Source organism: Nocardia jiangxiensis NBRC 101359 (genome assembly GCF_000308615.1).
Lineage (GTDB): Bacteria > Actinomycetota > Actinomycetes > Mycobacteriales > Mycobacteriaceae > Nocardia > Nocardia jiangxiensis.
Genome location: NZ_BAGB01000047.1, coordinates 268,163 through 280,664, shown reverse-complemented (window position 1 = coordinate 280,664; position 12,502 = coordinate 268,163). Strand labels below are relative to the sequence as shown.

Below are 12,502 nucleotides of genomic sequence, written 5' to 3'. Positions count from 1 at the left end.
TCTCGGGCAACTGCTAGGTGCGGGACTGATCAGCCGGTGTAGGACCAGCCCGAGATTGTCTGCACGGCGATACGGACGACCGGGCCCTGTGGTGGATTGTCTTGGTACTGCGGGTATTTCGCGGTGAGCCAGGCGATCGGTGCGGTGTGGTCCGGGGGTTCGGTCAGGATGTGGGCCGTGCCGTCCAGGCGAACCCACCACAGCTGGGTCCAGTCCTCGGAATACTCGTCGGCCAGTAGCGAAATTCGTTCCGTGGCAGCGATATTCCGCAGGCGTCGCAGATTCGTCGTGGTCTTGGGTTTGTGATCGATGGCGAAGACCGCGACCGGCTCGGGCGTATCCGGGGCCAGAGCGAAGGTCACCGGGACGACGTGCGGTTGCCCGTCCTCGCTCACTGTGGCGAGGCGGGCGACCCGCGCGTCACGGAACCGCGTCAGCGCATCCTGTTCGGTCAACCGCACGTGATCAGGGTATCGACCATCGACGGCGGGTGGCCGATTCGCTCAGGCTCCGGCTGCCTCGCGCTGGATCCGCTCGGTCGCCTCGCGCTGAATCTGCTCGAACTGCGCGCCCATCGCCTCGGCCAGAGCGGTCGCGGCCGAGAGCGGGCGGACCATCACCGTGAGCTCGTCGACCTTGCCCTGCTCGTCCAGGTGGACGAAATCGCAACCGTTGACATGCTTTCCGTCGACAGTGGCCTCGAAGACCAACGCCGCGTCCCGGCCGTTCGCATCGACGATCTCCCGGACGTAGCGGAAGTCCTCGAACACCCGCAGCACCCCGCGCAGAATGGCCGCCGTGATCGCCTTACCCGGATACGGCTTGAACGCCACCGGACTCGTGAACACCACGTCGTCTGCCAATGTCGCCTCGATCGCCGCCGCATCGTGCGTCTCGACCGCCTGCCGGAATGAATGCATCGCCACCTCACCTATGCAACTGGTTGTATAGGTGCACTGTACCGAACCGTGCCGGTTGTGCGTAGTGCGTCAGGTAGCGGCACGCTCGAGTAACACCGAGAATCCGGCAGCGAAACGGATTTGTTCGCTGCCGGATTCGTGGCTGATTCGATGGTGAAATTGGTTGTGGTGCAGGGGGTTTCGGTGTGGATCAGTCGACGAACGCGCCCATGGTCGGCTTCCATTCCACGATGCGCGCCTCGTGCAGCAGGTCGTGCTTGGCGAACGGGTCCTGGGCGAACAGGGTCTGCGCGGCGGTCAGGTCATCGGCGCGGACCAGGATCAGGGCGCCGGAGCCGTCCGGGTAGGGGCCGCTGGTCAGGACGGTGCCCTGGTCGACCAGATCGTTGAGCCAGGCGCGGTGGGCCGGGCGGTGCTCGTCACGGCCCGCGGCCTGGGCCTCGGCGTAGGTGTAGAGGACGGCGAAGATGGCCATGGTGACTCCCGGGGCGTTCGGCGATGGGTGGTAGCGGAGGCTCGATCGTGCGATCAGAGGTTCAGCAGCATACGAGTATTGCCGAGGGTGTTCGGTTTGACGTAGCTCAGGTCCAGGAACTCCGCGACGCCGGTGTCGTAGGAACGGCACATCTCGGCGAACACCTCCGCGGTCACCGGCGTCCCATCGATCTCGGCGAAACCGTGCCGCTCGAAGAACGGCACCTCGAAGGTGAGCACGAACAGCCGGCGCAGCTGCAACTCCCGCGCGATCGCGATGAGCTGATCGACGATCAGGCGGCCGACGCCCTTGCCCTTGACGCTCGGATGCACCGCCACGGTGCGCACCTCACCCAGATCGGCCCACAGCACGTGCAATGCGCCACATCCGATCAACTCGCCGTCCAGTTCGGCGACCCAGAACTCCTGGACCGCCTCGTAGAGGGTGACCAGGTTCTTCTCCAGCAGAATCCGTCCGGCGTACACGTCGACCAGGGTCTTGATCGCGGGCACGTCCGAGGTACGGGCGCGGCGGACGATCGGGGCGTCCGCCACCGTCCCGTCGCTCGAACCGCTGTGTGTCGCCCGTGTCGTCATGGGGTGCACAGTAGTCGGGTTCGGTACCGATAGTCTGGTGTGGTGCCGCACATCCACTCCGCCCGCTCGCCCGAGGTTTTCCGGGCCCGTCCCGGACGAGGGTGCCGGTGAGCGTGCAGAGCGACGATATGGACGGCGGCTGGTCGGACTCGCTGCCCCCGCGGACCGAAACGCCCCGTTCGCGCCCGAATCTGGCCCCGGCCCCGGCCGTGCCGAGCACCGAACCCGCTGCGGTGCCGGTGCTGAACATCGCCAACATTCTGACCGTGTTGCGGATTCTGATCGTGCCGTTGTTCCTGGTGGCGCTGTTCACCGGGACCGGGCACGACACCGGCTGGCGGATTCTGGCCGCGGCGCTGTTCGGCATCGCGGCGATCACCGACCGCATCGACGGACAGGTGGCCCGCAAATACGGTCTGGTCACCGATTTCGGCAAACTCGCCGACCCGATCGCTGACAAGGCGTTGATCGGCGCGGCGTTGATCGGGTTGTCGGCGCTGGGGGATCTGGCGTGGTGGATCACCGTGGTGATCTGCGCCCGTGAGATAGGAATCACGCTGTTGCGCCTGGCCGTCGTGCGGCGCGGAGTCATCCCGGCGGGCCGTGGCGGCAAGCTGAAGACGCTCGTGCAATCGCTCGCCATCGCGGTGCTGCTGCTGCCGCTCTCGGGTGCGTTCGCCACGGCGGGACTGTGGTTGATGTACGTGGCCGTGGCGCTGACCGTGGTCACCGGCCTGGATTACGTCGTGCAGGCCGCGCGTCTGTGGTCGCGCTCGGCCAAGTCGCGATGACCGATCCGCTGACGGCGGCGGTCCCGGCCGCGGACCTGGTGCAACGCCTGCTGTCCGCGCGCGCGACGGTGGCGACGGCGGAATCGCTCACCGCGGGCCTGCTCTCGGCCACCATCGCGGGCGTGCCCGGCGCCAGTGCCGTCCTGCGCGGGGGCCTGATCGTCTACGCCACCGACCTCAAACACACCCTGGCCGGGGTGGACGAGCACCTCCTGGCCACCGAGGGCCCGGTCGCGGCCGGAACCGCCGAACAGCTCGCGGCCGGGGCGCGGCGGGTCTGCGGAGCGGACTGGGGAATCGGCCTGACCGGGGTGGCCGGGCCCGACTCACAGGACGGTCACGCGGTGGGTACGGTGTTCCTGGGGATGTCCGGTCCGGAGAGCACCGAGGTTTTGCGGTTGAAACTGGCCGGTGACCGGTGGACGATCAGATTGGGAGCGGTGCACGCCGCCGTGACCGAACTCGCTCGCGGCCTGGGCGGGGGATGAGCGCGTAGCGCTCGTGACGCCGGGGTACCGGCGAGGCAGCGGCCACGGTTGGGAACCAGCCGAGGGCATGTGACGTTGTCACTTGCATAGGCTCGTCCGGCCAGGCATGAACCGTTAGGAGAACGAGATGACGCTGCTGCGAGAGGCAATCGGAGATAGTTTGCGGCGTGCTCGGATCGCCCAGAGCCGGACCCTGCGGGAGGTGTCGACGTCCGCCCGGGTGAGTCTGGGATATCTGTCCGAGGTGGAGCGCGGTCGCAAGGAGGCTTCCAGTGAGCTGCTGGCGGCGATCTGCGAGGCCCTGGACGTGCCGTTGTCCGAGGTGCTGTCCGATGTGAGCATCAATATGGCAGAGCAGGATTTCGCCGCCGCGCGGACCCGGCGCGAACCGGCCGCGGCCGAGCGCGCCACCGCGTCCGCCGCACCGGTCGACGCCGCGCCCGCCCCGTCGCCGTCGACCTTCGCCCGGATCCCGGGTGAGACCAGGATCGTCATTCCGGCGCCCACCGCCGACAAGCTGGTGCTCGTCCAAGCGAACTGACCCGGTGAAGTTATTCGACCGGCAAAGGTATGTGATCGGTATCGGCGAGGCTGTGCGACGGAACGGAAACGGATAGATTCTCTACTGAGCATCGGTCCCGGGCGAGTTCGCTTGCCCGGGGCGCCGGGCAATGGAGGATAGGTACCACAGGGGTGCGTGACGGTCGCGCACCACAGTCGCGTTGGAGCGCGGCGCGTCAGATGGAGGCGGGATCAATCGATGGCTAATCCGTTCGTCAAGGCCTGGAAGTACCTGATGGCCCTCTTCGACTCCAAGATCGAGGAGCACGCGGATCCGAAGGTCCAGATCCAGCAGGCCATCGAGGAGGCTCAGCGGCAGCACCAGGCACTGTCGCAGCAGGCCGCATCGGTGATCGGAAACCAGCGTCAGCTGGAGATGAAGCTGAACCGTCAGCTCGACGAGGTGGAGAAGCTCAACTCCAACGCCCGTCAGGCGGTCATGCTCGCCGATCAGGCCACCACGGCCGGTGACACCGACAAGGCGATCCAGTACACCAACGCGGCCGAGGCGTTCGCCGCGCAGCTGGTCACCGCCGAGCAGTCGGTCGAGGACCTGAAGGTGCTGCACGACCAGTCGCTGCAGGCCGCCGCGCAGGCCAAGAAGGCCGTCGAGCAGAACGCGATGCTGTTGCAGCAGAAGGTCGCCGAGCGCACCAAGCTGCTCAGTCAGCTCGAGCAGGCCAAGATGCAGGAGCAGGTGTCCGCCTCGCTGCAGTCGATGGATTCGACGCTGGCCACCCCGGGCAGCACGCCGAGTCTGGACGCGGTGCGGGAGAAGATCGAGCGCCGCTACGCCAACGCGCTGGGTGCGGCCGAGCTGGCCGGTAACTCGGTACAGGGCCGCATGATGGAGGTGCAGCAGGCCAGCGTGCAGATGGCCGGGCACAGCCGGCTCGAGCAGATCCGCGCGTCGATGCGCGGTGATTCGCTGACCGCCGGCGATGCCACCCCGCAGGTCACCGCCCCGAACTCCAATCCGGCCGCCGCGCAGCCGCAGGCCAACCCGGGCCAGGCCGCCCAGCAGCAGTAGTCGTCCGTGCGGCGCTCGCGCCGAGTTCGAAAGGCATCGAGGTGATGGGGAGATCGCAGGCCGCCGACGAGCCTGCGATGGGCCGTGTCCGCGGCCGCGCATCCGGTGCGATGCGCTCCCGGGTGGCGCGAGAAGTGTTGGCGCAGTCCGGGATCGAGCCCGCACAGCTCGACCGCGCACGGCGGCTGCCCGACACCCTGCGCGAGGCGGGGGAGAGCGCGATGCACGCCGTGCGCGCCTGGGCAGATCCGCGTGAGCGGGAATTGCGACGGCGCAGGCGCGCACGGCGACGCAGTCTGCGGTGGAGTGCCGCCTCCGGAATCACCGCCCTGGGCGCCGCGGGACTGGCGGTCGTCTCGGCTCCGGCCTGGGCGGTGATCATGCTGGGCAGCGGTGCGGCGGCCATGGTGACCGGCGCCGCCGTCAGCACTCGGAATTATCTGCAACTTCGTCGAAATCCCTTGCCACAGGCGGCGTTCGTGCCGCGTCGCCTGCCGCCGGTCCGGTCGGCGGCGCGCGGGCCGATCGCGCGGCTGGTGCGCGCCGAGGCCGCGTTGCACGCCCTGAGCGGGCAGATCTCGCAGGGCGGCCGGATGCCCGCGGAGGATCTCGCCGACACCGTCGAGACCGCCGCCTCCTGCGCCGCGGCGCTGCACGCACTGGCCGCGGACATCGCCGCCATGGAGAAGACGGCCGAACTTGTGGGCGAGGGGGATTCGATCCCGGGCCTGGACCTGTCCGGTCAGGTGCGTGTGGTGATCGCCCGGCTCGACTCGGGCGTCACCGAATACGAGGCGTTGGTCGCCGCCGCGGGCCGTATCCTCGCGGTCCCCGAATCGGCCGCGGTCCTGTCCGAAACCGATTGGGCCCTACTGAATCTGCGCGAATCCGCCGACCGCCTGGACGGCTGGGCGCAGGCGCTGACCGAGCTGGCGGACAGCCGGTTCCGCGCGTAGTCTCCGGTCGACCGGAGCGGCGGCAGTTTCGCTGCGCCGCAACGTCTTTTACCCGACATGGCCGGAGCGGTTACTCCTCGGCGGTTATGTCGTGTTCCCTGTCGTAGGCCGCGCGGGCGGCGGTGACGGTATCGCGATGGCGGGTCGCCCATCCGGTCAGGCCCTGCAGGGAGTCGAGTAGTTCGGTCGCGATGTCGGTGAGGGCGTATTCGACGCGCGGCGGCACCGTGGGGTAGACGGTGCGGGTCAGCAGGCCGTCGCGTTCGAGTCTGCGGAGTTTGAGGGTCAGCATTCGGCGGCTGATTCCGGGCATCGCGCGGTGCAGGTCGGCGAAGCGGACCGGGCCCTGGGCGGCCGCGGTGAGGATGCTGATACTCCATTTGCCGCGTACATGATCGATCACCTCGGCGACCGGGCATGCGCGGCTGACCAGGGCAGGTACATCGATGTGACTCGGGGACACGAAAGTGCCTTCTTCCGCTCGTGCTGAACCGACACCACCATGGTCGCTGATACAGGACGGCCCTGGTCGAGTTGGACGCCCGATGCGCGAAATCCGCAGTGCCGGGAACCGCGCGGCTGGGCTTGCAGACGAGGAGGAACATGCGTATCGGCGTGAACATCGGCGGCACTCCGCCGTTCGAGGAGATACTCGCCACCGTCCGCGCGGTGGCCGAGGCCGGGCTCGACGGCGTGTACTTCAATCAGGTGCTGGGCTGGGATGTGCTCACCCTCGCCGCACTGGCCGGTCGTACCGCGCCCGGTCTCGAGGTCGGCACCGCCGTGGTGCCGACCTATTCGCGGCATCCGGTGGCCCTGGCGCAGCAGGCGCTGACCGTGGCGGCAGCCACCGGCGGACGGCTTGTGCTCGGCGTCGGGCCGAGTCACGCGGCGGTGGTGGAGCAGGTCTACGGCGTACCGGCCGAACGACCCGTCCGGCACCTGCGCGAGTATCTGGCCGCGCTGCTGCCGCTGTTGCGCGGGGAGAGTATCGAATTCGTCGGCGAGACACTGAAATCGACTGCCGGGGTGGATGTTCCGGGTGTCGAGGCACCGCCGGTGCTGCTGTCCGCATTGCGTCCGGCGATGCTGGAACTGGCGGGCTCGACCGTCGATGGCATCGTCACCGTCTGGACCACAGCAGAATTCATCGCAACGAATATCGCGCCCCCGCTCACCGCCGCGGCCCGCGCGGCGAATCGCCCGCAGCCCAGAATCGCCGCCATCGTCACCGCCGCTGCCGCCGCCGAGCCGGTGCGGGTCTCGCGGCAGGTCGCCGAACGCACCGCCGCCGCATCGAATCTGGCCAATTACCGTGCGCTACTGGAACTTCAGGCGCTGACCGGCGTGCACGAAACCGCGGTGATCGGCACCGAGACGGCGGTGGCGGCAGGGCTGCGGGCCTACGCGTCGGCAGGCGTGACGGATCTGCTGATCAGCCTCGCCGGTGACGCGCAGGACCGTGCCCGCACCCTCGCGTTGCTGGCGGACCTGCGCCGGGATCTCGCCGCGCCCGGCCATCACCAGGGCAGCGGCCCGGAGATGTCGAAGTAACTCCCGGTCGGGCCGTCCGGCGGGGTCTGGGCCATCCGGACGACGATCTCGGCGGCCTGCTCGACGGTCTGGTGCCCGGAGTGGCCGTTGAGATCGGTTGCGGTGTAACCGGGTTCGACGACGTTGATCCGCATCGCCGGGAATGCCTTGGCGTACTGCACGGTGAGCATGTTCACCGCGGTCTTGGAGGTCGGGTAGGCCAATCCGGGATAGGCGTGCGCGGGACTGTCCGGGGCCGAGACGGCGGTGAGCGAGCCCAGGCCGCTGCCCAGATTCACCACCACGGGTGCGGTCGAGCGCGCCAGCAGCGGCAGGAAGGCGTGCATCACTCGGACGACGCCGAATACGTTGGTGTCGAACACTTCTCGGATCATCTCGCCGGTCGTCTCGCCCGCGCCGGGGACGTTGTTGTCCGGGCCGCGGGTCTCGATGCCCGCATTGTTGATCAGTACGTCCAGCCCGCCGTCGGCCTCGATGGTCTTCGCCGCGGCGGCGACCGAGGCGTCGTCGGTGACGTCGAGCTGGACCAGGCGTCCGCCGATCTGCTCGGCCGCCCGGCGGCCTCGTTCGAGATCGCGTGCGCCGATGTAGACGGTGTGTCCGGCGGCGATGAGCCGCCGCGCGGTTTCCAGGCCGATTCCCTTGTTCGCTCCGGTGATCAGTGTTGTCGTCATGGCTCCAGCCTCTCTCCGCCCGAACCGCTCAGCCAGTCGCCTGGATGTCCTGGGACTGGCGGTACCAGGCACGACGCGATCGGATATCGCAGACTGGAACCATGACGACCTCGGAGTTCGGTGCCGCGATGCGGCGGTGGCGCGACCGGCTCGAACCGGGGGATGCCGGGCTGCCCGCGGGTGAGCGGCGGCGGGCTCCGGGACTGCGTCGTGAGGAGTTGGCGTTGCTGGCGGGGATTTCGGTGGACTACATCACCCGCCTGGAGCAGGGGCGGGCATCGAATCCGTCGGCGCAGGTGGTCGAGGCGCTGGCGCGGGCGTTGCGGTTGTCCGGCACCGAACGGGCGCATCTGTTCCAGCTGGCGAATCTGGCCCTGCCTGATCCGGATCTGGTCCCGCGCCGGATCACGGCCAGTGTGCAGCGCGTGTTGGATCGCCTGACCGGGACGCCGGTCGCGGTCTACGACGCGACCTGGCAACTTCTGCTGGCCAATCCGCAGCATGCGGCGCTGGTCGGCGATCAGTCCGGGCTGGTCGGCGTGCAGCGCAACGGGGTGTGGCGGCATTTCCTCGGGGCCGCGCCCCATGCTCGCCGCACCCCGGAGGCCCTTGCCGCCTACGAGACCGCGCTGGTGACCGATCTGCGCACGGCCGCGGCCCGTTATCCGGCGGATCGTCAGTTGCAGGAGTTGATCACCACCTTGCACACCGGCAGTGCCCGATTCGCCGAGATCTGGGATTCCGGTGCCGTCGGCCGGCGCGACGCCGCTCCGAAGATCATCGATCATCCGCTGGTCGGCCCGGTGACGCTGGACTGCGACATTCTCACGGTCACCGGCAGCGATCTGCGCATCATGATCTACACCGCGGAACCGGGCACCGAGGATGCCGAGCGCCTGGCCCTGATCACCGTGCTGGGGACGCAGACACTCACCGGGTGAGAGCGGGCCACCATGCCTCGCTCGCGCCTGCGGTCATGCGCTTCGGCGTGGTCGTCCGGGAGTGTGGTCGGCGGCAGGTAGGGTCGGCGGCCGTCGGTGTCGTCGATGGTGGGAGTGGGATCCATGCGCATCAGAGCAACACTTGCCGGAGTGGTCGTCCTGGCCGGATTCGCGGCAGTGGCGGTGACCGCACCGGCGGCCGGTGCCCGCCCGATCGCGCAGCAGAGGTACACCTGCACCGGTACGGACTGGTCCGGAAAACCCTTGCAGCCGCTCACTTTTCAGATAAAGGGCAATCGATATCAGGCCGCGCACCGGGCGCAGACCACCTGGCGCGGCGTGGCCAAGTTCTCCTCCATCGTCTGCCAGTCGAGTTGATCTGCACCGCAACCCGTCGACAACCGTACGCATACTCAGGTTAGGCTAAGCATCGCCGAGTAGGCCGCCGGTCGATTGCGCGGCGGCGGGTCGGATCGTGGCGAGGAAAGCCGAAGTGGTGCGAGCGAACACTCCCACCACTACGTTCTGCTGTCCGAACCGGATCTGGTCGCCGACGAGATCCGCCGGGTGGCCTCGAGAGATCCTCGGGAAGTACCCTGATTTTACCCTGATATCGGGGTTGACCTGGTGATTTTCTTCGGTGGGGTCGGCACTATGGAGGGTGTCGGATCACGTGAGGCGAGGTTCGACGGAAACCTTCGGGAGGAATGGACCAAATGAGCATGTTCTGGAAGATTCTGGGCGTGGTCGCAGTCGTGTGGCTGGTGTTGATCGTGGTCGGAGCGCTGGTGAAGGCGCTGTTCCCGATCCTGATGATCAGCTTGGTCGTGTTCGGGCTGTACCTGCTGTACAAGGCGGTGTCGGGCTCGAAGTCCACGGTCGACAAGCTGTAGATTTCGCTGCGCGGGCCGCCCGGATTCGGTTCCGGGCGGCCCGTTCGCATGTGCGGTGATTCAATGGGATTCATGGATCAGGTACCCGAGGACTGGCAGACCGGACTCGTCATCGTCGCGCATCCCGGCGACATCGAGTACGAGGCTTCGGCCGCGGTGCACCGATGGACGATGCAGGGCAAGCGCATTCGCTATGTGCTTGCCAGTCGCGGTGAGGCCGGTATCGCCGGATTGCCTCCGGGACAGACCGGGCCGCTGCGCGAGCGGGAACAGATCGCCGCCGCCAAGGCGGTCGGCGTGCAGGACGTGGAATTCCTCAGCTACCCGGACGGCAGGATCGAGGACGGCCTGGCGCTGCGGCGGGATCTGGCGCGGGCGATTCGCCGCCATCGTCCGGAGATGGTCGTACTGTTCAACTTCCACGACACCTGGGCGCCCGGCCGCGCCAACAGTGCCGATCACCGCGCGGTGGGGCGGGCCGCATTGGATGCGATCGCCGATGCGGCCAACGAATGGATCTTTCCGGAGCTGAGCGGGCTGCCGATCTGGACGGCCCGGTGGGCGGCGGTGACCGGATCGGTCGTCACCCATGCTGTCGACGTCACCGATTCGATCAAGGCGGCGACGGAATCCATTCTGGCGCACGGCCGTTACCTCGCGGCGCTGGGCCGGGTGTCGGTTCCCGAGCAGGCGCGGGCGATCATCGAGGAAGCCACCGCACCGATCGACGGTTTTCCGGCCGAGCGGGCCGTCGGATTCGAGTTGTTCTACGGCCGCGGCTGAGCCGCGACCCGTTCGATCACCGGCCGCCAGGATTCCAACGGTGCCACCGCGAGCCCGACGACCTTGCCCGAATCATCGGCCCGGCGCAGGGCCAGCGCGGCCGCGAACTCCGGATCGGCTTCGAATGCGGCGGCCTCGGCCTTGGTCATCGGGCCGCCCTGAGTGACGAGGGTGCGCTTGCTCGATGCGGACAGCCCGGCCGTGTGCTGCGAATCCGTCGCCGCCAGATAGCGTTTTGCGACGACGTGCAGTTCGACCAGCCGCGCCACCCGCGCGCCGAGCAGCTCGCGCACCGCGGCCGCGCCGGTGCGGCCGTGCCCGGCGTCGTCACCGGGGGCGAGCAGATGGCCGATATCGTGCACCAGCCCCGCGATCTGGAGCTCCTCGTCTTCGGGGTGATAGCGGCGCAGCAGTTCGGCGCACTGCCGGTCGTGATCGAGGATGTCGACCGGATCGCCGCTGCGATCGGGCATGTCCCAGACGTCGGCGCAGGTTGCGAGCAGCGACATCAGCTCGTCCACGGTGCCGGGTACGCCCCGCGCCTCGCGCTGATCGGTCTGCTCGCTCACGGCTTCCTCCTCGCGTCGGTGCCGTGATGGTAACCAGCGCGTGCCTACGGCCCGGCCCACGCCTGTCGGGGCGATGTGGCAGGCTGGGCGGATGCGAGTTGCTGTGGTCGCGGGACCGGATCCGGGGCATGCGTTTCCGGCGATCGCCCTGTGTCTGCGGTTGCTGGCGGCGGGGGACGAGCCGGTGCTGTTCACCGGTCCGCGCTGGCTCGACGCGGCGCGGGCGACGGGGATCGGCGTGCGGCGGCTGAAGGGGTTGGCGCCGCGCCCGCAGGACGACGATCTCGATGCCGGGCAGCGCATTCACGAACGCGCCGCGCACATCTCCACCGAGATCCTGCCCGAACTCGGGGCGATGCTGCCGGAGCTGGTGATCGCCGATGTACTCACCGTCGGCGGCGGGATGGCCGCCGAACGGATCGGGGTGCCGTGGGTGGAGCTGTCGCCGCATCCGCTGTATCTGCCGTCGAAAGCGTTGCCGCCCATCGGAAGTGGGCTGGCGCCGGGGGAGGGGTTGCGTGGGCGCGCGCGGGATGCGGTGCTGCGCGGTATGACCGGGCGGGCGATCGCCCGCGGTGAACGCCAGCGCGCGGCCGCTCGCGCGAGTGTCGGTCTGCCCGAACAGGATCCGGGCCCGGCCGCCCGGCTGGTCGCCACCCTGCCCGCGCTCGAGCTGCCGCGGCCGGACTGGCCGAGCGACGCGCAGGTGATCGGCCCGCTGCTGTGGGAGCCGACCGAGGAGGTGCTGGCGTTGCCGCCCGGGGACGATCCGCTGGTCGTGGTCGCCCCCTCGACCGCGCACACGGGTGTGTCCGGGATGGCGCAGACCCTGCTCGATGCGCTGGCCGGGGCCGGTGTGCGGGTTGCGGTGTCGACGCTGGACACGCCGCCCGCGGATCTGCCGCCGTGGGCGACCGCGGGACTGGGCCGTCAGGACGAGTTGCTGCGGCACGCATCGGTCGTGGTCGGCGGCGGCGGACACGGGCTGCTGGCGAAATCACTGCTGGCCGGTGTGCCGATCGTGACTGTCCCGGGCGGCGGAGATCAGTGGGAACTCGCCAATCGCGCTGTGCGCCAGGGTAGTTCGATGCTGGTTCGGCCCTTCACCGCCGAATCCGTGCGCGCCGCGGTGCGCACGGTGCTCGCGGAGCCGTCCTTCACCGCCGCCGCGCGGGCCGCCGCCGCGAGCGCTGCCGAGGTCGCCGATCCGGTGGAGATCTGCCATCGCGTCCTGGACCGCGCCAGTTCCCATTGAGCCGCGCGGGACCTGT

The 12,502-nt window shown here is 68.9% G+C and carries 18 protein-coding genes; 11 read left to right on the top strand and 7 right to left on the bottom strand.

The genetic code is table 11. The features are described from left to right. Positions 1-29: 29 nt before the first annotated feature. The 4 genes from ON40_RS21765 to ON40_RS21750 all read right to left on the bottom strand — a co-directional run bounded on the left by ON40_RS21765 (position 30) and on the right by ON40_RS21750 (position 1,991). Positions 30-461 carry a TIGR03668 family PPOX class F420-dependent oxidoreductase gene (locus ON40_RS21765; protein WP_085997762.1) on the bottom strand — a complete coding sequence of 144 codons (432 nt, stop codon included), beginning with the start codon at positions 459-461 and terminating at the stop codon, positions 30-32. 42 nt (positions 462-503) lie between these two features. Next, a complete protein-coding gene (locus ON40_RS21760; protein ID WP_040825996.1) occupies positions 504-920 on the bottom strand; it encodes a nuclear transport factor 2 family protein in 417 nt (138 codons plus the stop codon). 190 nt (positions 921-1,110) lie between these two features. Beyond that, a complete protein-coding gene (locus tag ON40_RS21755) occupies positions 1,111-1,395 on the bottom strand; it encodes a YciI family protein (RefSeq protein ID WP_040825511.1) in 285 nt (94 codons plus the stop codon). A gap of 53 nt (positions 1,396-1,448) precedes the next feature. Then, the gene (locus tag ON40_RS21750) at positions 1,449-1,991 is read right to left on the bottom strand and encodes an amino-acid N-acetyltransferase (RefSeq protein ID WP_040825509.1); all 543 of its coding nucleotides are present in this window, start codon (positions 1,989-1,991) and stop codon (positions 1,449-1,451) included. Positions 1,992-2,098: 107 nt separating this feature from the next. Here ON40_RS21750 and pgsA point away from each other — a divergent pair, with 107 nt between their 5' ends. From pgsA to pspM, 5 genes are all read left to right on the top strand, one after another. Further along, the gene (pgsA, locus tag ON40_RS21745) at positions 2,099-2,782 is read left to right on the top strand and encodes a CDP-diacylglycerol--glycerol-3-phosphate 3-phosphatidyltransferase (RefSeq protein WP_373281955.1); all 684 of its coding nucleotides are present in this window, start codon (positions 2,099-2,101) and stop codon (positions 2,780-2,782) included. After that, on the top strand, positions 2,779-3,270 hold the full coding sequence (locus tag ON40_RS21740) for a CinA family protein (RefSeq protein ID WP_040825994.1): 492 nt from the start codon (positions 2,779-2,781) through the stop codon (positions 3,268-3,270). Before pgsA ends, ON40_RS21740 begins: the two co-directional genes overlap by 4 nt. 127 nt (positions 3,271-3,397) lie before the next feature. Further along, positions 3,398-3,811, top strand: coding sequence for a helix-turn-helix domain-containing protein (locus ON40_RS21735; RefSeq protein ID WP_040825507.1), 414 nt, complete (start codon positions 3,398-3,400; stop codon positions 3,809-3,811). A 219-nt stretch (positions 3,812-4,030) separates the two neighbouring features. Beyond that, positions 4,031-4,861: a PspA/IM30 family protein gene (locus tag ON40_RS21730; RefSeq protein ID WP_040825505.1), complete on the top strand. Its 831-nt coding sequence runs from the start codon at positions 4,031-4,033 to the stop codon at positions 4,859-4,861. 44 nt (positions 4,862-4,905) lie between these two features. After that, positions 4,906-5,817 (top strand): phage shock envelope stress response protein PspM, encoded by a 912-nt coding sequence (gene pspM, locus ON40_RS21725; RefSeq protein WP_245567923.1) that lies wholly within the window; start codon positions 4,906-4,908, stop codon positions 5,815-5,817. A 70-nt stretch (positions 5,818-5,887) separates the two neighbouring features. Here pspM and ON40_RS21720 read toward each other — a convergent pair whose 3' ends face one another. Continuing rightward, complete coding sequence (locus tag ON40_RS21720; RefSeq protein ID WP_040825503.1) at positions 5,888-6,280, bottom strand: winged helix-turn-helix transcriptional regulator; 393 nt, start codon at positions 6,278-6,280, stop codon at positions 5,888-5,890. A gap of 140 nt (positions 6,281-6,420) precedes the next feature. On the opposite strand from ON40_RS21720, the gene ON40_RS21715 reads away from it, so the two are divergent. Continuing rightward, positions 6,421-7,371: a TIGR03564 family F420-dependent LLM class oxidoreductase gene (locus ON40_RS21715; protein WP_051193386.1), complete on the top strand. Its 951-nt coding sequence runs from the start codon at positions 6,421-6,423 to the stop codon at positions 7,369-7,371. Here the strand turns inward: ON40_RS21715 and ON40_RS21710 are convergent. Next, complete coding sequence (locus tag ON40_RS21710) at positions 7,338-8,045, bottom strand: SDR family NAD(P)-dependent oxidoreductase (protein WP_040825501.1); 708 nt, start codon at positions 8,043-8,045, stop codon at positions 7,338-7,340. The genes ON40_RS21715 and ON40_RS21710 overlap by 34 nt on opposite strands. Before the next feature lie 101 nt (positions 8,046-8,146). On the opposite strand from ON40_RS21710, the gene ON40_RS21705 reads away from it, so the two are divergent. From ON40_RS21705 to ON40_RS21690, 4 genes are all read left to right on the top strand, one after another. Then, a complete protein-coding gene (locus ON40_RS21705; protein ID WP_040825499.1) occupies positions 8,147-8,986 on the top strand; it encodes a helix-turn-helix transcriptional regulator in 840 nt (279 codons plus the stop codon). 123 nt (positions 8,987-9,109) lie between these two features. After that, complete coding sequence (locus ON40_RS21700; protein WP_040825497.1) at positions 9,110-9,364, top strand: hypothetical protein; 255 nt, start codon at positions 9,110-9,112, stop codon at positions 9,362-9,364. A gap of 338 nt (positions 9,365-9,702) precedes the next feature. Further along, positions 9,703-9,879, top strand: coding sequence for a hypothetical protein (locus ON40_RS51985; protein WP_157116702.1), 177 nt, complete (start codon positions 9,703-9,705; stop codon positions 9,877-9,879). Between the two features lie 72 nt (positions 9,880-9,951). Next, positions 9,952-10,662, top strand: a complete 711-nt coding sequence (locus ON40_RS21690) for a PIG-L deacetylase family protein (RefSeq protein ID WP_040825990.1) — start codon at positions 9,952-9,954, stop codon at positions 10,660-10,662. Here the strand turns inward: ON40_RS21690 and ON40_RS21685 are convergent. After that, the gene (locus tag ON40_RS21685; RefSeq protein ID WP_245567922.1) at positions 10,647-11,231 is read right to left on the bottom strand and encodes an HD domain-containing protein; all 585 of its coding nucleotides are present in this window, start codon (positions 11,229-11,231) and stop codon (positions 10,647-10,649) included. The genes ON40_RS21690 and ON40_RS21685 overlap by 16 nt on opposite strands. A gap of 91 nt (positions 11,232-11,322) precedes the next feature. Between ON40_RS21685 and ON40_RS21680 the strand changes: the two genes are divergently transcribed. Next, positions 11,323-12,486 carry a glycosyltransferase gene (locus ON40_RS21680; RefSeq protein WP_174435056.1) on the top strand — a complete coding sequence of 388 codons (1,164 nt, stop codon included), beginning with the start codon at positions 11,323-11,325 and terminating at the stop codon, positions 12,484-12,486. The last annotated feature ends 16 nt before the right edge of the window (positions 12,487-12,502 follow it).